This is a genomic window from Balneola sp. EhC07 (assembly GCF_001650905.1).
Lineage (GTDB): Bacteria > Bacteroidota > Rhodothermia > Balneolales > Balneolaceae > Balneola.
Window position 1 is genome coordinate 223,308 of the sequence record NZ_LXYG01000020.1, and the last position, 22,887, is coordinate 246,194.

The 22,887-nt window shown below is 38.6% G+C and carries 10 protein-coding genes and 1 tRNA gene; 5 read left to right on the forward strand and 6 right to left on the reverse strand.

The window, feature by feature from the left end:
- Window positions 1–9: 9 nt before the first annotated feature.
- Together A8B79_RS15450 and A8B79_RS15455 are read left to right on the forward strand one after the other, a co-directional pair.
- Window positions 10–2,997 (forward strand): SusC/RagA family TonB-linked outer membrane protein, encoded by a 2,988-nt coding sequence (locus tag A8B79_RS15450; RefSeq protein WP_066224565.1) that lies wholly within the window; start codon window positions 10–12, stop codon window positions 2,995–2,997.
- A gap of 11 nt (window positions 2,998–3,008) precedes the next feature.
- On the forward strand, window positions 3,009–4,406 hold the full coding sequence (locus A8B79_RS15455; RefSeq protein WP_066224568.1) for a RagB/SusD family nutrient uptake outer membrane protein: 1,398 nt from the start codon (window positions 3,009–3,011) through the stop codon (window positions 4,404–4,406).
- 1,126 nt (window positions 4,407–5,532) lie between these two features.
- Here the strand turns inward: A8B79_RS15455 and A8B79_RS15460 are convergent.
- The 3 genes from A8B79_RS15460 to A8B79_RS15470 all read right to left on the reverse strand — a co-directional run bounded on the left by A8B79_RS15460 (window position 5,533) and on the right by A8B79_RS15470 (window position 10,635).
- Complete coding sequence (locus A8B79_RS15460; protein WP_066224812.1) at window positions 5,533–6,984, reverse strand: SusD/RagB family nutrient-binding outer membrane lipoprotein; 1,452 nt, start codon at window positions 6,982–6,984, stop codon at window positions 5,533–5,535.
- Window positions 6,985–7,020: 36 nt separating this feature from the next.
- The gene (locus tag A8B79_RS15465) at window positions 7,021–10,278 is read right to left on the reverse strand and encodes a SusC/RagA family TonB-linked outer membrane protein (protein ID WP_066224571.1); all 3,258 of its coding nucleotides are present in this window, start codon (window positions 10,276–10,278) and stop codon (window positions 7,021–7,023) included.
- A 284-nt stretch (window positions 10,279–10,562) separates the two neighbouring features.
- Window positions 10,563–10,635, reverse strand: a tRNA-Met gene (locus A8B79_RS15470).
- Window positions 10,636–10,752: 117 nt separating this feature from the next.
- On the opposite strand from A8B79_RS15470, the gene rocD reads away from it, so the two are divergent.
- Together rocD and lat are read left to right on the forward strand one after the other, a co-directional pair.
- The gene (rocD, locus tag A8B79_RS15475) at window positions 10,753–12,015 is read left to right on the forward strand and encodes an ornithine--oxo-acid transaminase (protein ID WP_066224574.1); all 1,263 of its coding nucleotides are present in this window, start codon (window positions 10,753–10,755) and stop codon (window positions 12,013–12,015) included.
- Between the two features lie 91 nt (window positions 12,016–12,106).
- Complete coding sequence (gene lat / locus A8B79_RS15480; RefSeq protein WP_066224576.1) at window positions 12,107–13,456, forward strand: L-lysine 6-transaminase; 1,350 nt, start codon at window positions 12,107–12,109, stop codon at window positions 13,454–13,456.
- Between the two features lie 57 nt (window positions 13,457–13,513).
- On the opposite strand, the gene A8B79_RS15485 is transcribed toward lat, so the two are convergent.
- The 3 genes from A8B79_RS15485 to A8B79_RS15495 form a co-directional block, all read right to left on the reverse strand.
- Window positions 13,514–14,233, reverse strand: a complete 720-nt coding sequence (locus tag A8B79_RS15485) for an SDR family oxidoreductase (protein ID WP_066224578.1) — start codon at window positions 14,231–14,233, stop codon at window positions 13,514–13,516.
- A 319-nt stretch (window positions 14,234–14,552) separates the two neighbouring features.
- Window positions 14,553–16,790 carry a phosphoribosylformylglycinamidine synthase subunit PurL gene (gene purL, locus A8B79_RS15490; RefSeq protein WP_066224581.1) on the reverse strand — a complete coding sequence of 746 codons (2,238 nt, stop codon included), beginning with the start codon at window positions 16,788–16,790 and terminating at the stop codon, window positions 14,553–14,555.
- A 364-nt stretch (window positions 16,791–17,154) separates the two neighbouring features.
- Complete coding sequence (locus tag A8B79_RS15495; protein ID WP_066224583.1) at window positions 17,155–18,801, reverse strand: M1 family metallopeptidase; 1,647 nt, start codon at window positions 18,799–18,801, stop codon at window positions 17,155–17,157.
- A gap of 192 nt (window positions 18,802–18,993) precedes the next feature.
- On the opposite strand from A8B79_RS15495, the gene A8B79_RS15500 reads away from it, so the two are divergent.
- A complete protein-coding gene (locus A8B79_RS15500) occupies window positions 18,994–22,731 on the forward strand; it encodes a lamin tail domain-containing protein (RefSeq protein WP_066224585.1) in 3,738 nt (1,245 codons plus the stop codon).
- Window positions 22,732–22,887 lie beyond the last annotated feature (156 nt).

Here is a 22,887-nt window from a genome sequence, read left to right on the forward strand (position 1 = left end):
CACATAACTATGTTTAAAAAGCTACAACTTTTAACATTGGCTTTGTTTTTACCTGTTTTAGCGATTGCTCAATCAGGCTCCCTTACAGGGAAAGTAACAGATGCCAAGACTGGTGAACCTTTGCCAGGTGCTACTATTTACATTCAGTCCCTTCAAAAAGGTGACCAATCTGATGTAGACGGTGACTATGCAATAACTCGAATCCCTGCTGGCACTTATGAAGTAAGTGTTAACTACATCGGGTACAAGAGATATACTTCTTCTGTGGAAATTGGTTCCGGAGAATTAGTATTAGACGTTAACTTATCTGTCGATCTCGTAGGATTAGATGAAGTAATCGTTACCGGTTACGGGTCTATTGACCGATCTACTTTCTCCGGTTCTGTATCTTCAGTTCAAAGTGATAAACTTGAAAACGTTCCTGTTGCTTCTATTGATGCAGCTCTACAAGGAAAGGCTTCCGGTGTTCAGATCACTGCTTCATCCGGTACTCCTGGAGCTACTCAGGATATTAGAATTAGAGGGATAAGCTCGATCAACGCTGGAACTTCACCATTATTTGTAATTGATGGAGTTCCTGTTGTATCCGGAAACGTCAGTACAAATGGCGGAACTAGTTCTTTAGGCCTTCTTTCTACTATTAGTAACTCAGATATCGAAAGCATTACTGTTCTTAAAGATGCTGCTTCTACTGCTCCTTATGGTGCTCGTGGAACAAACGGTGTAATTGTTATTACAACAAAAAGCGGACGTCAAGGTAATACTACTTATTCTGTAACTGCTCAAAGAGGTGCTAATAACACTGCTATTGATGGACCGGATCCGTTAAATTCTCAGCAATGGGACGAGATCTACCAACAAGCTTATGGTGTTGCTTCCCCATGGGATGGTACTACTGACAGTGACTGGAATAAAGCTGCTACTAATGAGAACGCTCTTCAGCAAGAATATTCATTCTCTGCAAGAGGTGGTAATGACCAAACTCAGTTCTACGCTTCTATGAGTGTTTTTGATCAAGAAGGTACAACTGTAGGAACTGAAATTAACCGATACACCGGTAAATTTGATATTTCTCACCAGCTAGATGACCGAGTTAGAGTACAAAACTCTACAACCGGTTCATTTACTGAGCAAGATGGTATTCTGGAAGGTGCTGGTTACTTTGGTAGCCCGGTATTAGCTAAATACTTCATGCTTCCAATTGACCCTGTTTATAATGCTGATGGATCATTCAACATCACTAATCTATCAAACGCAATCTACAATCCTCTGTATACTCAGGCGAATGATATTGATAGAAACAAAACTGCACGTTTATTAAACAACACTAAAGTAGATATTAAGTTTAACAACAACTTAACTTTCACATCTAAGTTCGCTATTGACTTTGTTTTAAGTGAAGAAAAGAACTACAACAACATCTTTTACGGTGATAGTGATGATGAAAGTGGTAGAGTTGATGATTACACATACAGAAACTTTAACTATGTGTGGCAAAACATGATTAGCTACAACTACCTGCTAAACACTGACAACTCTTTTAATTTCACAGTTTGGAATGAAATTCAAAAGAACTCCCAGTTCCAAGTTGGTGGTTCAGGTGAAGGTATTGCTGCTACTGGTCTTATAAACCTAGCTACAACTGCGAATCCTGTTGCTGCATTCTCTCAAACTACTGATTGGAGCGTGTCTTCTTTCACAGGTTTAGTGAACTACGGATTTAAAGACAAAGTTTTTGTGGATGCAAGTTTACGTTATGAAGGTAACTCAAGATTTGCTGAAGATGAGCGTTGGGGTACTTTCTACTCTGCAGGTGTTTCTTATGTGCTTTCAGAAGAAGAATTTTTAAGCGACCTAAGCTTCCTTGACTTCTTAAAAGTTCGTGCTTCTTATGGATTAACAGGAAACTCTTCTGTAGGTCTAAATCAGTACCAAGCAACAGTAAGCTACACTGGTTCTTACTACGGTAATCCTACCATCAGAAACAACACTTTAGGTAACTCAATTTTAACTTGGGAGAAAGCTCAGTCTTTCGATCTTGGTCTTGAGTTTGAAATGTTTGAAAAACTAACAGGTTCTGCTACTTTCTTCAGAAAGAACAGTAATGAACTTCTGTTTGCTGTACCTCTTTCAAGAACAACTGGTCATAACAGCCAGACTCAGAATATTGGTGAGTTATATAACCAAGGATTTGAGTTCGAACTTGGATACGATGTACTTAGAACACGTGATTTCAAATGGAACCTTGGTGGTAACTTAACATTATTAGAAAATGAGGTAACAGAATTACCTACTGACGCTAATGGCGAAGACATCGAGATTACATCTTCTACAAGATATATTGCTGTTGAAGGGTTTGAAACAAATGCTTGGTTCATGAGAAAGTGGGCTGGTGTTGATCCTGACAATGGTGATCCTCTATGGTACATTGACGGTAAAGGTGGTGCAACTACAAACGATTACAATACTGCTCAAACTGCTTATCAAGGTGCAAGTGCACTTCCATCAGCATTTGGTGGAATAAATACTCGTTTCGATGTATTCAACTTCTACCTTAGCGCTGATCTTTACTACAACTTTGGTAATAAAGTGTATGATTCATGGGCATTCATCAATTCTTCTGATGGCCGTTATTCATTCCTTTACAATCAGTACGCTTCTCAGTACGACAGATGGCAACAACCGGGTGATAATGCACTCAACCCAAGACCACAAAGTGGTAATGCCAGACAAACTGCCGGAACTTCAAGCCGTTTCTTATATGATGGCGATTACTTAAGACTTAAAAATCTTAATATCGGATACAATGTTCCTGCTCGTTACTTAGAGACTATAGGCGTTAAATCTGCAACCGTATTCTTCTTAGGCCAAAACCTATGGACATATACTTTTGACGATTTATTAGAATTTGACCCTGAAGTAGATGCAGGTGGTTTCTTAAATCTAAATTCTGCACCACTTAAATCTGTAACTGTTGGTATTAAAGCTAACTTCTAAATTAGATTACAATGAATATTTTTAAAAAATCATACTTATTACTCTTGGTTGCAGGCCTGCTTACAGCAGCGTGTTCAGATTTTCTTGAGCCTTCTGTAGACCAAGCGAAAGAAACAAGTACTGCTGTTAGTACAGTTGCTGATTTACAAGCAGTTGTATATGGAATACTTGACGATATGAATTCTACTGCTCTTTATGGTAGAGACCTAATAGTTGCGAATGAAGTTCGTTCTGATAATATGTGGAGTTCTTCTGCATCTAACAGATTCGGTGCTCCTTCACAACACGTTTACACTACTCAAAATGGAAATGCAAGTAGCTTTTGGACTAACTCCTATGGAGCTATTGCAATAGCTAATATCGCAATTGCAGCAGAAGTAGGTTCTTCTGCTACGATCGATGACCTTAAAGGTCAGGCATATGCACTACGTGCTTTACTTCATTTTGACTTAGTAAGAACATTTGGACAACAGCATGCTATTCCGGGTGGAACTGCGAACTTAGGAGTTCCTTATGTAACTACATACAATGAGCCGGATAACTTTCTACCAGCTAGAGAGTCCGTTGCTGATGTTTACACTAAGGTGTTAGCAGATCTTACTACAGCTGAAGGTTTGATCAGTACATCTAACACTTCTAAGACTTCTATGTCTTACTATGCTGTTAAAGCGTTGCAATCCAGAGTAAATCTGGAAGTTGGTAATTACCAAGCTGCAATTGATGCTGCTGATGTAGTTATTAACTCAGGTGTTTACACTGTTCCTGCTGATCAAGCTGCTTTAGTTGCTGCGTGGTCTACTGATGAGGCTAGCAATAGCATCTTTGAATTAGGCTATACTGCTACTAATAATGCAGGTACTAATAGTATTGCTCGTATTTATCAAAATACAAACTATGGTGATGTTGAGTTAAATGAAGAGACATACGACCTATACGATCAAGCAAATGACTTCAGATTTGCTCTTGTTGGTACAAATGCTAATGGTACTGATACTCAATTCAGACTTACTGGCAAATACCCTGATGAGATCAATGGTGAAGATAACATTCGTATGATTCGAATTGAGGAAGTAATCTTGAACAAAGCTGAAGCTCAAGCCAGAAATGGAGCAGCAGGTGCTGTCATTGCAACTACACTCAATACTCTTGCTAACAACAGATATACCGTAAGTCCATATATTGGTACTGCTGATTTGGCTGATGTTCTGTTAGAAAGACGTCTAGAGCTTTTAGGTGAAGGACATTACTTTGCTACTCAAATGAGAAATGGTGATGACATTGTTGCTGATGAAGATCCGGGAGGGTTTACTACTCTTGCGTATCCTGATTTCAGAGCTGCATTCCCAATACCTCAAAGTGAGATGGATGCAAACTCCAGCATGGATCAAAATGAAGGTTATAATAACTAATACATTTAGTTCTTTTAACTAATTAAAAAGCCACTCTTTTCAGAGTGGCTTTTTTTATGCTATTAATCTTAGCTGTATTAAGTAGACAATTGGTACAGTCATTCATAATACCCTTAAGTCAAAACAACAAAGAGAGAATACAAAGTTTAATTAAATTCCGATTCAAATTATCGGTTATTCACATAGCAAAGGAATATCTTTTTCTGATAATAATTTGAAACATATAAGTTAAAGAAGGAACAACCAGATAAATGTTAGTTTTTTAATCTCTTGGAAGTATATAAGACAGATATTAATGCTTCTCTTCTATTAACCGCTAACATAAGTATCGTAGTTATCTACTTATCATTCTTCAAACAATAAGTTTATTTTTAGCTGCATTTTATAGTAAGCTTTCTATCTCGCTCGCCATAGTGTATTACACATCTAATCGTTTACAGGATTATCTGAGATCCTCTAATTAGTCTATAAAAAGCAATAATAATGAAAGCTATTACTAACTAAGTCTGTTTTTAGGGCTTTACAACTGAAATATGGGAGTGGATTATAAGCTTTTCTGTAAATACCGCTATTAGCTGACTATTCAGATACACTTTAAAATATATACAGCCGGATTTAAACAAAACCTAAAGCTAATTCTCTAAATTCCATCTAGCTTAGTGGCACTTCTCACTTTATTCTTTATTTCTCTTTCGTTCTTAAAAAAATCAGAAAAAAAAATTAACTCGTCAATCAAGTAAGGTCGGAAATAATGTGTTGAATAGTATTAACTTAACTAAGTTTAGCTGAAGCAGATTTGTAAATAATAGTACTAGCTTAAGAAAGCTAAAATCATAACCGTTATTAAAAAGTCCAAAGTAAAGTATACTACTTCCACTTTAATAGTAATTAATGATCTTTAAAGAGTAAATTCGTTTGGATCAAAAGTAAATTATGAACCGCCTCTATTAAATACACAACTTCTCTATTCCTGCACATTCACTGAATAAGCAGTTTACTAGTATTTTCTTTATTTGAATCTAACCAAAGTGCCAAATCCAGAGAAAGCCTATCAAAAAAAAAGCTACCCTTTTAAAAAGAGTAGCTTTCAATTTTAAATAAACTTAAAGTTTATAAGTTGTTTGGATTACTGATCCCACCAAAGGTTGGTATCTAATTCATCCGCACCCTGAGCAGCAACAGCTGCATCATAGTTTTCTGTATTCAGATCTGTTTCTGATGTTGGATAAGCATGACGAACAGGAATTAATCCACTGTTGTTCAATGGATCAGGAGCAGGAGTTAAAGCAGGAAATCCTAACCTTCTCCACTCAGACCATGCTTCATATCCCTGTGGGAATAAAGCGATCCATTTCTGATATCCAATTTGCTCTCTCCAATTAGCTGCGTTATAAGCAACGGCTGGATCTGCTTTATATGCTGTAAGCGCAGCAGCATCTCCATCAACACCCCATTGAGCCCAAGAAGCATCAATACCTGCATTATAGAATGTTGCAGCAGTACCGCCCCATCCTCTTGCAGCTGCTTCAGCTCTGGCAAAGTTAACCTCTGCCACAGTAACGATTGGAAGTGGAGCATCTTGTTGACCTACTGAAGGACCACCTGCTCCAATTGCTGAACCTGGAAAAGAAATAGAAGCATTAGTAATATCACCTGCATTAGCGATACCGTAAGGCATTCCGTTTATTTCAGAAAGCTCAACAGTTCCATCTCCGTTATCCAGATCAGGAGCCGGGTTAGCAAAAACAGTTAGTCTCATATCGTCTAATGCCTTCATAGTATCAGCTAAAGTAGAAGATATAGCGTAATCTGTTCTTGTTTGGAATCTGCCGTACCATGGATTCTCATTGGCAGCTTCAGCCAAGTAAGGATACATAACATCAGAAGTAATAACACCGGCTGAAACAGCAGCGTTAAATTCTGTCTGTGCAGTAGCAGCATTAGCTTCTGACATCCTAAGTGCGATACGCATTCTTAGAGTGTTTGCGAAGTCTTCCCATCTGTCCATGTCTCCACCAAAGATGATGTCACCACGTACGCCTGTTCCTCCATCCATAGATGCAACAGCATCTTTTAGACGTTGGATCATATCTGCGTAGATAGCATCCTGAGCATCATATGCCGGAGTTAAGTTTTCGTTACCCTTAAGTGCTTCAGAGTAAGGAACTCTTCCCCATCTATCAGTTATGAAGTGATAGTAATAGACCTGCATAATATTAGCTACTGCTAACTGGTTTCCGTTACTACCACCGGAAAGTACATCCGGAGCAGTTTCAGGGTTGCTATTCAGATCAATAATGGTTTGAAGATCCTGTAATACTCCAGAATACCAGCCATTAAAGTCAAAACTAGATGTCTGATATCTTGAAGACTCAGTATACTGAGTTTCAGATATGTACTGGACATATAATGTACCTGTAGTTGCTCCTACAACAGCACTTATTGAAGTAAGTGAGTTGGTAAGAAGCAAATCAGTTTTTACAGTTGAAGGGTTATTTGGGTCAACGTTAATATCTCCAAAATCACTACAACCGATTATCAAAAAGGTTAATAAACCTACAAATAATGATTTTTTCATAATACTTAATTTGTTTTTTCTAGTTCTAAATATCATTTAGAAGCTTAAGTTAAGATTAAAAGATACTGAACGTGTCCCTGGCAGACCGCCACCTTCCCAGAAAGAGAAACCGGTTGTACCGTTTTGGATAGCGGAAGGATCAAGACCGTCAACAGAAGAGTAAATTAGTAAAGCATTATACATACTTACACCAACTGACGCTCTTTTGATAGAAATCTTGCTTAACAGATCCTGTGGCAAGTTATAATTAAGATTTACTTCTCTTAATTTTATATAACTAGCATCATATAACCAGTTTTCCTTAACACCAAACATACGTGCATAATGTGTTTGTGCTTCAGTTAAATAAGAAACAGGATTTCCGTTAGAATCAACACCTTCTACAAGTACACCACCTGAATTAGAAGCAGCGCTTCCAAGAGCTACACTAGTAACTTCGTTTCCATTAGAGTCCAACACAGGATCTCTTAAAGGATTACCTAATGTATTGTCTCCTACTGTTCCTTCTCCTAAGCCTGAATAAGCATTAAACATCTTAGTGATAGAGTAGAACTGTCCACCTTTTTGGAATTCTAAGAATGTACCAAGGTTGAAGTTTTTGAAAGAGATATCTGCTCTGAAACCACCTGTGTAATCCGGAAGTAAATATCCAAGATCCTTGTTGTTTTCAATTGAATAAGCACCGTTTGGATTAACAATTTTGTTACCATTAGCATCGGTTTCAAATCCAGGAGCTACAATAGCACCCCACTCTTCTCCTTCTCTTGCAAATAAAAACACTCCAAAATAAGCGCGCTCTAATTGACGACTGGTTAAGCCATCAGCAAGTTTGTTTACTGTAGAAGTACTAGTTGCCCAGTTCGCAGTAAGATCTACGTTCCAGTCTCTAGTGTTAAGCGGAGTTGCTCCTAATTGAACTTCAAAACCTTCAGTTGTGAATTCACCTGCATTTACAATCGCAGTGTTATATCCACTTGATCCCGGTACAGTCAAACTAATGATCTCATCTTCTCTAACAGAGTTATAGTAGTTAAGATCTAACCTAACATTACCGTTTAGGAATCGAAGATCAGCACCAAACTCGTAATCTGAAGAAATAGCAGCTTTCAGATTGCTGTTATTAATAGAATTTGGAACAAACTGTGTAGGCGAAGAACCATAGTTTCCACCTGAACCGTAAGTCTGCTGAATCTGGTAAGGTCCGATATCATCACCCACCTGAGCAACAGAAGCTCTAAGCTTCGCAAAACTCAAGATGTTCTGTGATTGCATGAACTGAAGTTCCGATAGTACAAAACTACCTGAAACACCATAATAAAGGTAAGAATTCTCATCTTCAGGTAAAGCTGACGACCAGTCATTTCTTACAGAAAGATCAGCATAAACGATATCTTTCCAACCGATTGTAGTTGTTCCGTATATACTACGAACATCCTTGTCAGATTTAAAAGAAGATACGTTTGGACGATCAACAGAAGCCGAAATATTAAAATAATTAGCCGTTGATAATCCACCAACCGTAGAAGAAGTTAAAGAGTTATATCTTTCCTGACGAAGATTTGCACCTGCAAAACTGTTGAATGTAAAATCTTCAAATTCAGTTTGGTGGTTAACACCGATCTCGTAGTTAATCTCTTTATTACTTCTTTTAGCGATGCTGTAAGAATCTTGCTCTAAACCACCAGTTGCAATGCGGTCCTCAATTACAAAATCATAAATATCAGCATGTACTTTAGCTTCTACTGTTAAATTTGATAGAATATTATATCCAATTGTATAGTTACCATAGAAACGATCTCTACTATCCTCTGGAACATTCTCATATATAGAAAAGAAAGGACTATCCCAATACAAAGGACGAGTATCTGTAGCAGAACGGATGTTCCATGAAGTAAGCGTACCATCAGTAGCACGGTAGTTACGTAACATATCCATGTCTAGCTGTCTTTGAAACCATTGGTTAAATGATTGTACAGCATTACCTTGAGTTGGTGAGTACCCTTGAGGAGGACGACCTGAACCTTTAGTATTGATATAGTTTAATCTTACATTAGAAATAAACTTATCATTGTGTCTTAGCCCACCATTAAATCCTAAAGAAGTAACATCTAGTTCAGAATTTGGCATAACACCGGTTTGTTGCTTGTTATCAATAGAAACTCTGTATGTAGCGTTTCGGCTACCACCACTAATTGAAAGGTAATTATCAAAAGATAATCCTGTATCAAAGAAGTTTCTTACGTTATCAGGATTTGATTGTAATGGAATAGTTTTACCGTATTCGCTTGTACCGTCACCGTCAACATCAGCCTGATACCAAGAATACCATGGGCGATACGTTGTACCATCCATTTTTGGACCCCAGCTTTCATCAGCAGCATAGTTAAGCGTATTGTACGTTTGACCATCAACAGGATCAACTACAGGAATAAAGTTCTGAGTATATCCACCAGCGTACTCATCCTGATACTCAGGAAGAATATATATATTATCAAAAGTAGTAGAACTCTTGAAATTAACTTCCAGTGGTTGGTTTTCACCTAAACTTCCACCTTTAGTTGTAATCAGGATAACTCCGTTAGAAGCTCTGTTCCCGTATAAAGCAGATGCAGCAGCACCCTTCAATACAGATACAGACTCAACATCGTCAAGGTTGATATCACCGGCTAGGTTTCCGTAATCACGACCTACTGCCGAGCCTGAAAAACTTCTGTTATTAATAGGAGTTCCGTCAACTACAAAAAGTGGCTGACCGTCACTAAGACCGTTAGTTCCGCGAAGTCTAATTTTGCTGGAACCACCGATGTTTGCACCTGATGTACCAATTACCTGAACACCAGACACTTTACCTGCTAATGCACCAACAATGTTAGACTCATTAGCGAGAGTTAAATCGTCACCGCTTACATCTTGAACTGCGTAACCGATCGATTTTTCTTCTCTAGATAAACCAAAAGCAGTTACAATTACTTCGTCAAATGCACCGACGGTTGGTTTAAGGCTAATGTTAACAGTTTTAGAAGCACTGTTTACAGTTACCTGTGTTTCGAAATTTTCATAACCCACAAATGTAGCTCTTAGAGTGTAAGTTCCGTATGGAATGTTAGTAAGCTCATAGTTACCATCTAAGTCAGACGGATCACCTTTTTGGAGCTCAACTAACACAACACTTACACCTGTGAAAGCATCACCTGTTGCATCATCAATTACTGTACCGGAGATAGTTCCAGTCTGTGCAAATGCACTGGCTGAGAAAAACAATCCCAATACAAAAAGATAGTAGAACTTTTTCATATTTATTGTATTTAGTTAATTATTGTTAGGACTCTGCAATTAAAGAAATAATTTTCTCGATTAAAAGTTTTTTACAAAAAAAATTCGAGCGTCAAACAATAAGATTTTTAAATGAAACGTTTGATTTTTCAAATTTTTTTTACGTCAAGAAGGAAGAGTGTGATTCTTCTATTACATCCAGATAATTAGAATGTAATTTAACCCTTAAGATAAGATCTGTAACTACTGTTGAATTGGGATATAAAAAAGCCTTATCAAATTAATGATAAGGCTTTAGTTTTTTGTGGCGGGGACAGGATTCGAACCTGCGACCTTCGGGTTATGAGCCCGACGAGCTACCAGCTGCTCCACCCCGCGATGTTGAGTCTTAAAGATACGATTAATTACCGGTTACTATCAACCTTTATTTCGCTTTTTTTATTAAGGTTTGTCTCTCTATTCTTTATCTTCAGTAAAAATTAAATACAGAGTTTAATGATATCATCAAAAGACGCAATACAACTAGAAGATCAATACGGAGCACACAACTATCATCCCCTGCCTGTAGTACTTGAAAAAGGAAAAGGAGTTTTTGTTTGGGATCCTGAAGGGAATAAATACTTCGATTTTTTATCTGCTTATTCAGCTGTAAACCAGGGACATTGTCATCCTAAGATCACAAAAGCTTTAGTTGATCAGGCTCACACACTCACTCTGACTTCCAGAGCATTTTATAATAATGTATTAGGTGAGTATGAAAAGTACATGAGTGAATATTTCGGGTTTGATAAAGTACTTCCTATGAATACCGGAGCTGAAGGTGTAGAAACAGCTATCAAAGTGTGCAGAAAATGGGCCTATGAGAAAAAAGGAATTAAAGAAAATGAAGCTCAGATCATAGTTTGTGAAGATAATTTTCATGGAAGAACAACTACTGTAATTTCCTTTTCAAACGATCCTGATGCAAAAAAGAATTTCGGCCCGTATACCCCCGGATTCATAAAGATACCTTACAATGACTTAAAAGCACTTGAAGAGGCTTTGAAAGAACCAAATGTTGCAGGATTCCTGGTTGAACCCATTCAGGGAGAAGCCGGTGTTGTAGTTCCGGATGAAAACTTCATCTCTGAGTCTGCTCGTCTGTGTAAAGAAGCTAATGCCTTATTTATTGCTGATGAAATCCAAACTGGAATTGCACGAACCGGTGGTCTATTGGCAGTTTGTGGTGATTGTTCTTGTAGTGGTCATTGCGAAAGACAAAATTCATATACTAAGCCTAACATTCTAATTTTAGGTAAAGCATTATCAGGTGGGGCATATCCTGTTTCTGCAATTCTCGCAGATGATAATGTAATGGATGTAATAAAACCGGGGCAACATGGATCCACATATGGTGGAAATCCATTAGGATGTAAAGTAGCCATGACTGCGCTTGAAGTAGTGGATGATGAAAATCTCGCTCAAAATGCACGAACTTTAGGGAATCTATTCAGGTCAGAGATGAAGAAACTTGTGGATTCTTCTGATCTTTTTGTGAAAGTACGAGGAAAAGGTTTGTTGAATGCTGTTATTATTAATGACAACCCTGAAAGCGATACTGCCTGGAGATTCTGTTTAGCATTAAAAGAAAACGGATTGCTTGCAAAACCTACTCATGGAAATATAATAAGGTTTGCACCTCCATTAGTTATGACTGAATCCCAACTTATGGATTGTGTGGAAATTATTCGCAAAACCCTTGAGAATTTTTCCAAATAAAGGTTTAAACCGTTTAAACCTATTGGCGTTTTTTTCCTGATTTGATAGCTTATCAGCGAAAATTAAACTGCTTATATCAAAAATACTTTAAATGGCTAAAATAAAAAATATTCAACCTGCTCAGGTACGAGAGGTTTTGGGGAAACATCTACTCACCGACGGTTTCGATATGGTGCTTGATCTTGAAGAAAGTAAAGGGGCTTATCTTCATGATTCAAAATCCGGAAAAAAATATCTGGACTTCTTTACTTTTTTCGCATCTAATCCTTTGGGGATGAACCACCCTAAAATTGCAGGAGATGCTGACTTTGTTTCATTGTTGGGTAAGACTGCAATCAACAAACCATCAAATTCTGATGTATACACAGAAGAACTTGCCGGTTTTATGAGTTCGTTCAGCAGAGTTGCTGTGCCTGAACATCTCCCCCACTCTTTCTTTATATCAGGCGGAGCACTAGCTGTTGAAAATGCAATGAAAGTGGCTTTTGACTGGAAAGTTCAGAAAAATTTCCAAAAAGGTTATCGTCATGAAATTGGCCATAAAGTGCTTCATTTTGAAAAGGCTTTTCATGGTCGTTCAGGTTATACACTTTCTGTTACCAATACTGTACCTAATAAGGTAAAGTATTTCCCAAAGTTTGACTGGCCACGCGTTATCAGTCCGGCTACCAGTTTCCCGGAAACACCGGAATCTTTGAAGTCTGTGATAGCAGAAGAAAAATTAGCTATCGCACAGGCCGAGAGATTTTTTGAAATACACAAAGATGACATTGCTTGTATTTTGATCGAGCCAATACAGGGTGAAGGTGGTGATCGTCATTTCAGAGTTGAGTTCCACCAAGCTCTTCGTGATCTGGCTGACAAGCATGAAGCTCTTCTTATATATGATGAGGTTCAAACCGGTGTTGGAATGACCGGAAAATTCTGGGCTCACGAACATTATGTAAAGCCCGATATTCTCTCTTTTGGTAAAAAAGCACAGGTTTGCGGGATTTTAGCCGGACCTCGTGTTGATGAAGTAGAAACAAATTGCTTCCAAGTTTCTTCCAGAATTAACTCTACCTGGGGTGGCAATCTGGTAGACATGGTTCGCTTTGGTAGAATTCTGGATATTATCGAAGAAGATAATCTTGTAGCCAATGCAGCTAAAGTAGGAGATCACCTTCTGTCCAAACTTCAGAAAATGGCAGATGATCATGAGCATCTTTCCAATCCAAGAGGAAAAGGCTTATTCGCTGCTATCGACCTTCCTGATTCTCATTCAAGAGATGCTGTTATCAGTCAATGTATAGAAAATGGTTTGATGATATTGGCTTGTGGAACGAATACTGTACGTTTTCGTCCGCCACTGACAATTACTTCTGAACAAATTGACGAAGGTTTGGATATTCTGGAAAAGGCTTATAAGTCTTCTTTGGATAAGTGTCCTATAGCTGGCTAGATTCTTTATTAGTATGGACATGGTATTCATGTCCATACTATTTCATTTAAATCTTTTCTAGACTAACTGATGACTTTCGGGCTGTATAACTATCTCATTCATAACAGATCCTGAAAGTTGATTTACTCCGTAATACACTGCTTCTGCAACTTCTTCCGGAGTTAACATCATCTCTTTTTTCACTTTCATATCTACCCGATCATCTTCCCAAAAAGCGGTATTTACTCCACCCAAATAGAATAATGAGTATTTTGTCTTTCCTCTCCTTTGTTCTTCAATAAGTGCTTTTACAAATCCCTGAATAGCAAATTTAGAAGCTGAATAAACCGAAGCATTTTTCATAACATATTTTCCCATCGTGCCGGGGAAAAATATCACATTGGTTGGCTCGTCGGTATTCATGTGCTTCATCACGGTTTGAGTAACCAAAAAGGTACCATACACATTTACATCAATGACTTCTTTGGCTGCTTTCGGATCAATATCCATGAACGGTTTTATAATTCCCTGTCCGAATGCATTAATCAACACATCGATCTTACCGAGATTATCTTCGATCTCCTGAGCCATATTTGCTACAGAATTCTGATCGGTGGCATCAACTTGAATGGCAAATGCTTCTCCTCCATTGTCATTGATCTCTTTAGCTATTTCTTCTGCTTTGGATTTATTACGAGCTGCTAGGATTACCTTTGCTCCTTCCTTGGCAAATCTCTTTGCCGTTGCTGAGCCAATTCCGCCTGAGCCACCTACGATAAGTACGATCTTATTTTTCATAAATAACTTCTCTGTCCTTCTTGATGAATAGTCAGATTGGTAAATGAAAATTAGACAGGATTTCGTTCCAAGTTTTTGATGTATGAAGGAATAGATTTTATAATGTCTATTTTACTAAAAAGCTACAATCGAAATTATTAGGTAGTCCGAAACCTTAAGAGGTTAACAATTCGATTCTACTTGATAGCCTTTACCAAAGATCCTGAAATAAATTCAGGATGACCCTCTTCTACCTCTATCTCAAATCTTACGTCTTAACTCTTATATCCTAAATCTTAAGTCTTAGATCTTAAATCTTAAGTCTTAGATCTTAAATCTTTTACCCCATAATCCCGGGAAGAACACCCTCGTAGATCTCAGACATTTCTTCAACATCTAAGCTTCCAACTTCTTCTATCACCATTTTTTTATCTCCTGTAACGGTACCGAGTACATGAGTAGGAACTTCATGCTGTCCAAAATGAGAGATAACTGTTGGTAAATCGTCCGGTTTAAGAGTAATAAGAACTCCGGATTGTGCTTCACTGAAAAGAACTTCATGGTCTGTTCCCGCAAGATCTTTAACCGATACCTTCACTCCTTTTTTAGAGAAGATCGCTTTCTCAGCAAGTGCTATTACAAGTCCGCCATCAGAAATATCGTGTGCCGATTTGATCCAACCCTTTTTTATAGCATCCAATAGTGATTCCTGAAGTTTTACTTCAAAGGGAATATCTAAATCGGGAGCATCACCGGTTGTTAAACCATGGATCTTTTTAAGATACTCTGTCCCTCCTAATCCTTTTCGTTGGGCGCCGATATACATTACAACATCACCGTCATTTTTAAATCCCGGAGTTGTAGTATGGTTTTCAACATCTTCGATCAAACCTAACATCCCGATTATCGGAGATGGAAAAATGGCGCTGTTCGGATTTTCATTGTAGAAACTCACATTTCCGCCGGTCACCGGAGTATTAAGTGCTTTACAAGCATCTCCCATTCCGCCAAGTGCTTCCTTGAATGTCCAGTAAACTTCCGGCTTGTAAGGATTTCCAAAATTCAGACAGTTTGTGATAGCTAACGGCTTTCCTCCTGAACACACAACGTTCCTTGCTGATTCAATAACAGCAATTTGACCACCACGACGAGGATTCAAATAAACGTATCTGCCATTGCAATCAGTCTTTGCTACCAAGCCCCTGTTTGTTCCTTTTACGCGGATCACACCTGCATCTGAAGCTCCCGGAGCAGTTACTGTATTCGTTCTTACAGTTGTATCATATTGTTCATGAACCCACTTTTTTGAAGCAACATTTACAGAGCTCAATAAAGTTTTGATCGTTTCCTGATGATCACTTGGATGTTTCAGACTGCTAGTATCAAAATTCTGAACTTCATCCAGATATTCCGGTTTTTTAGTTTCTCTGATATATTGAGGAGCTCCGCCTCCAAGAACTAAATGCTCAGCAAACATGTCGCCTTTCACTTCACCGTCTTTCATATAGGTTACTTTATCGGTATCCACAACTTCACCGATCACAACCCCATGAAGATCCCACTTTTCATATACATCAATAACTTCCTGCTCACGTCCTTTTTCGGCTACGATCAACATTCTTTCCTGACTTTCTGAAAGCAGTAATTCGTAGGCTGTCATTCCTTCTTCACGCGCCGGAACTTTGTCCAAGTCAATCAACATTCCCTGTCCACCTTTTGCAGTCATTTCAGAAGTGGAACATGCAATTCCTGCCGCTCCCATGTCCTGCATTCCAACTACTGCGCCGGTTTTCAAAACTTCAAGGCTGGCTTCCAGTAATAATTTCTCAGTGAACGGGTCACCAACCTGTACACTTGGTCGTTTTGCTTCGCTTTCTTCGCTGATCTCTTCGGATGCAAAAGTAGCGCCGTGTATTCCATCTCGACCTGTACTTGCTCCAACTATGATCACCGGATTTCCGATTCCCTCAGAAATAGCAGAAACTGTTTTTCCGGCTTCCACCAGTCCGATACTCATCGCATTTACAAGTGGATTTCCTTCGTAACTCTCATCGAAATACACTTCACCACCGATTACCGGAATACCGAATGAGTTTCCGTAATCACCAATTCCGCGAACAACGCCATCCAGTAAATAACGAACTCTTGGATTCTCTAAACTTCCGAACCTCAATGAATTCAGACTTGCAACAGGACGAGCTCCCATCGTAAAAATATCTCTGTGAATTCCTCCTACTCCTGTCGCTGCTCCCTGATAAGGTTCGATCGCTGACGGGTGATTGTGACTCTCGATCTTAAAAGCGCATCCGAGTCCATCGCCGATATCAACAAGACCTGCATTTTCTTCACCTGCTCCAACCAGCATGTGCTCACCTTCGCGAGGAAGTTTTTTAAGTTCAACAATTGAATTCTTGTAAGAACAATGCTCACTCCACATCACAGAATACACTCCCAATTCCGTAAATGTGGGAACCCGACCTAAGCGGGTCTTTATCATTTCAAATTCTTCTTCGTTTAATCCGTGTTCGAGGGCAAGTTCAAGATTTACTTCCGGTTCTTTTACAGTAGCGTCAGCCATGAATGTAGTTAGCTTGGGAGTTTGAATTTGAGGAAATTTTCTGCAATTCAACAGAAACTTTAAGGTACGATGATTTTAAAAGAATTAGGAATGAAAAATTTTTTATTGAGAATTTAAACAAGGAGGTCCTTCATGTCCGACTTAGATTGCTTTTTACAGCGGACTAAAGTCCTTGCTTGTTTACCTGACTAAATTTGCAACATTATTTAAGACCTGGTCATGTTAACCCGAGAGGAATTTATTCCGAACGGTTTTGAGGTATACCCTTAGCAAAAAAGACTAAAGTCCCAGACTAAAATTTAATCACATTAAGATCTGAGCTAACAATCCAAGGAATCAGAAATAAAATCAATGCAATCAGTGATCAGTTCTGCACCTTAAACGAACCTACATAATAATCGATATCAACCTGAAGGTCTTTACCTGAACTTGGAATAGCTTGCCATCGGGTTGATGGTTTTAAAATCATCTCTTTTCCATCTACAGTAACCTCAACAGGCATATCAAAATTCGGTACCGAGTTATTCCATCTGTAAATCAGATTGTTGTCACGAAAAAAATATTCAAGTATCGGAACTCTGTGATCTCGCAAATATTGATCAAACACTGAATCCAGATCTTTCCCGGATTGTTCAATGATAAAATTCTCAATTTCTTCAGTTGTAACCGTTTGATGGTAAAACTCTTTGTTTAAACCTCTCAGAATTTTTCTCCATAACTCATCATTTGCTACAACCTGGCGAATAGTATGAAGCATATTTCCTCCTTTATAATACATATCAGAAGAACCTTCATAATTCACATCATAGATTCCGATAATTGGACTGTCGTTTTGAATTGCCAGTCTGGTTCCGATCACGTATTCGTTTCCGGCTTTTTCTCCATAATGGTATTCCAGAAATAAACTTTCGGAATAGTTCGTAAAACTTTCGTGTATCCACATATCTGCAACATCCTTATAGGTGATGTTATTGGCAAACCACTCATGTCCGGTTTCATGGATAATGATAAAATCAAATTTCATTCCCCATCCCGTGCTGCTCAGGTCTCGTCCGAGATATCCGTTTTCATAGCCATTGCCATAAGTAACCGAGCTTTGATGTTCCATACCCAGATACGGAGCTTCTACTAATTTATAGCTGTCTTCATAGAAAGGATAAGGTCCAAACCAATGTTCAAATGCTTCAATGGTTCGGGGCGCATCTAAAAACTGTTTTTTTGCTTTTTCAAGATTGTAACTCAATACATAGTAATCCATATCCAGAGCTCCATTCTCACCATCAAAAACTTCTCCGAAATGAACGTAATCACCGATGTTAATATTAACTCCATAATTATTGATCGGATTACTTACAAACCAATGCCAGGTTTTGGTACCATCATTGTTATCTGTTTCATTTCGGAGTCTCCCATTCGAAACATTCATCAGATCATCGCGAACGGTTATGCTCATCAGCATACTATCCGGTTCGTCATAAGCGTGATCCTTATTTGGCCACCAAATACTTGCTCCGATACCCTGATTTGAAGAAGCTACAAAAGGATTTCCGTTTTCATCCCTTGTCCATGAAATACCTCCATCCCACGGAGCTCTTACTGCTTTCTTTGGTTTCCCTGAGAAATGAATAACGACCTCGTCAATATCCCTTACTTTCCGGTTTGATCTAGTTTGAACAAAAAAAACATTTCCTTCTCTTTCAAATGAAAGCGCTTTCCCTTCTTGAGTTATTTTAGATATCAGCATTGGTTGTTGAAGATCGATCTGCATTAAGCTAGTAGTAAGGGAATCGACTCTGTACTGAATAGTATTGGTTCCGGTAAAAGTGCTGTCTTCCATATTCACTTCCATATCCAGATGATAAAAAGTCACGTCCCACCAAGAACGTTCGGCTGTAATAGTTCCACGTAGAGTATCCTGACGATTGAAATCCGGTTGACGTCCAAAGAATTGAGCTGAAACATAATCCCCTGTTGTTAACATCAGCATAATGAGGATAAATAATTTTTTCATTTTAAAATCTCTTAAATAATATCAGTGAAAATGCAATCTAAAATTATACGCTAAAATTTACATCTGTTTTTTACTCAGTTTAACTGCTCCCTAAAGACAACTTCAATGTACATAACATGCATAATTATCTTATTTCATAATATATACCTTTCTTTAGCCGATATCTTTTCTATTAACTAAATATTTAATTGAATGAAAAAACATTTACAAAAACTACTGCTGGGAACCTCAGCAGTTTTATTACTAATTACGGGGATTACTTTTTCGGTACAAGCACAGGAGCTTAATACCGTCTGGGAACGAACTTCGCGGACCGGTGCAGCGGAACCGCTTCCATCTTGGTTTACTGTTGGCTGGGTGAGAGGAATGGATCTTCATGGTGAGAATCTTTACGCAGCAGACCGAGCTAACTCTCAAATCAGAGTACTAAATGCAGCAACAGGAGCTGACGTTACCTTAGCCACTCCTTATGATTTAACCGGAGTAGCAGGCGGTACATATGCAATGAATGATATTGAATTCTCAGACGATGGAGTTGCTTTCTTAGGAAACCTGACTACAAATGCTTCAACTAGTCCATTTCATTTATATTGGTGGTCTACTGAAGGTGGAACCTACACTGATTCATTGGTCATAACTACATCAACAGCTCAACGATTAGGAGATAAGTTTACCGTTGTAGGTTCTGTTTCTGATAATACTGTTGAAGTTTGGATACCGGTAGCAACTAGTGACCCGGGAATTATTTATGTGCTAACAACTGCTGATCAAGGAGCTACCTGGAATACAGAAACCATTACCTTGTCCGGAACAAATGTAGTAGTAGGTGGCAACACTGATGTTACTCCTTTGGGATTAGGAAGAAGTTCAGATTTCTATATTGGCGGAAACAGTTCTGCCCCGGCAAGATACACCAGTACCGGAGCTTTTGTTGATAACAGTACACTTGCTTCTGCTTCAAGAAACGGTATGCAAGCCTTTGCTTACGACAGTAAAGAACATTTAGCTGTTTATTCCTACAGAGCAGATGGCTCAGGTGGCGGAAGTAAAACCGGAAAAATTTATATCTATGATGTTTCTGATGCTACCGCTCCAACAATAGTTGCTGAATCTGCACTAATGGGTGACGACACAGATACATATAGTTCTATTTACGGTGAAGCTAGAGTTTCATTGAATGAAGATGGCACTTACAACGTATATGCACTGGAAGGTGTAAATGGTTTAGCTGCCTTTACAAATGCTGCACCTCCGGTTGTAGACGACCCTTCTAACTTAATTTTCTCTGAGTATATCGAAGGCTCAAGCAACAATAAAGCTATCGAGATCACTAACCTGACAGATTCAACTGTTAATCTTCAAAATTACAGAATAGCACAATCTGTAAATGGTGGCGGTTGGGAATACTATCATACATTTGCTGCAGAGGCTAGTATCGCTGCTGGCGAACAATATGTTTTACTTAACGACGGAGTAGATCCAAGCTTTTTTGCTGCAGAAAATGCAGATGAAGTACTTGGCTACCCAAGCGCAGTTCACCATAATGGTGATGATGCTCGTGGAATTATCCATATCGATTCACAAAGTGGTGACACTACTTGGGTTGATGTATTTGGTGATCCTAATAATGATCCCGGTTCCGGTTGGGAAGTTGCAGGTGTTGATAAAGGAACTCAGAACCTTACCTTACTTCGAAAAATAAGTGTTACAAAAGGTGATACTGCTTCATTAGGTTCCTTTGGTACAAATTTCGATGATAGTGAATGGATCGTTAAAAACACCAATATATTCACTAATCTGGGTGCAGCTACAGAAGCGGAAGCAGCACTAGCAGGAGATTATTTCATTCCTCAGCGCACTACTGATGATGAAGGATTTATTTCTTTGCATCAGGCAATTCACTACGTAAATACTTTTGGTTTATCTTCAGCTACTAATCTGTACATCGCAGATGATCTAGATGAGACTTCTAATGAACTGAAAATCGATCGTGATGATTTAACTGAATTCACAGGTCTAACAATAAAGCCTGTTTCGGGTGAAACACCAACTATCGAAGTATGGGGTGGTTCAGGTGGCGACGGTATTTGGATCAACAATACTGACTATGTAACTATAGATGGATCAAACACACTTGGTGGCGATACTCGTGATCTTACCATAACTAGTGCTGATACTACATTCTCAGCTCTCATTTACACCTATGGAACAACCAATACTATGATTGCAAATAGTATTCTGACGTATACAGGTGGAAGTGTAAGTGTATCCGGAATTGTAACCAATGAATCAGGTCCAAATGGTACTATTGGCCTTGCTGTTATCAATAACCAAATTGGTTCAGAGAATGGCGACTTCCAAAATGGTGTAGGTCTTTGGGGTACAAGCTCTGTAATGGCAGATGGTTCAACCGTATCCGGTAACAGAATTCATGCTACATACAGAGGTGTTACAACATGGTGGAGTTTAAATAATACCATTATGAATAACACTATCTCTATTGATAGTCCAAGAGCAGACCGATCCAGATATGCTGCTATTTATCTTGCTTTAAATGGTGGACAAACCGTTGTAACGGGTAATGAGGTCGTAGGACTACAGATAAATCGTACAACATCAGCCGGTTTTGCTGCAGGTATTTTATTTAATGCTTCATTAGATACGGTTCTTGTTGCTAACAATATGATTGCGGTAGATAATTTCGCTAATATTGGCGCTGCTGTAGGGAACGATGTGTATGGTATTGCTTTCGATAATGCAGCCGGAAACTCTGTGAATTCTATTTATCATAATTCAGTTCGAATCGGTTCAAGTGACGAAACCGGTATTCATGCAGGATTTGGTCCTCATCAGGAATCTGCTACTGCACAAACCTGGAACCTGAGAAACAATATCTTTGTATCTGATCAGGATGATGTTAATGCCAATGCTATTTACTGGCCTATTGACAGCAATGCCCAATTAGATGCAGACTTTAACAACTACTTTGTAAGTGGTGCTTCTGCTAATTTAGGTCTATATAACACAACAAATGCTGCTACATTAGCTGATTGGCAAACGGCATCGGGTGTTGATGCTAACTCCAGTGAAGTAGAAGTTGAGTTTGTTTCTACTACAGATTTACGCTTAACAGGGAATTCTGTTGGAGATCTCAACCTTGCGGGTACTCCTTCAAGTATACTTACTGATATCGACGGAACCACAAGAAGTTCAGTAGCTCCTTACAAAGGTGCTTTTGAAGGTGATGTTGAATTGATTTCTGATGTTGAGATTACAATTGATGCTTTCAGTGTACTTACACCTGCAGATGATTCCAGCTTTGACTTAGGAACTGGCGCTGAGACAGAAGTTACATTTACATGGGAAGAAGCTACTTCAAATGCTGAAGTGACCTATGTATTCATGTTTGACTCAGCTAATGCGGACTTCTCTACTCCGTTATTTACAATCGAATCTGACAATGATGGTTCAGCGACTTCTTTAACAGGAACATACGCTGTTATCGATTCAACTTTGAAAGATCTGGGTGTACTCAGTGGAGAAAGCATAGATCTTAAATGGACGGTAATGGCAGTAGCTTCTGACTCTACCAGAATGGCTGAAAACTCGTTGAATATTTCGTTTACCACCATGATTGGTGTATCCAACGAGCCGGAAGAACTACCGCTAACATTCAAGCTAAACCAAAATTATCCTAACCCTTTTAATCCAACATCAACAATACAGTTTACGCTACCTCAATCAGGTGATGTAAGACTTGATGTATTTACGATTACAGGTCAGTTGGTAACAACCTTGGTTAATACCCGAATGGGTTCCGGTGAACATTCTGTTACATTCGATGGAAGTAATCTCGCCAGTGGCGTTTACATCTACCGAATAATGGCAGGAAAAAACATCCAAACGAAACGAATGACTTTGATTAAGTAAAATCACTCTTATTCAGAAGTTAAAAGCCCTGCCAAACAGCAGGGCTTTTTTTATATCCCGTAATTCCAGTAATACGGAAACCTTTAAAATAATTACGGACATGATTGGATTATCTCACCAATATTTAATACCTATCAAAGTCTGATGTTTCATTAA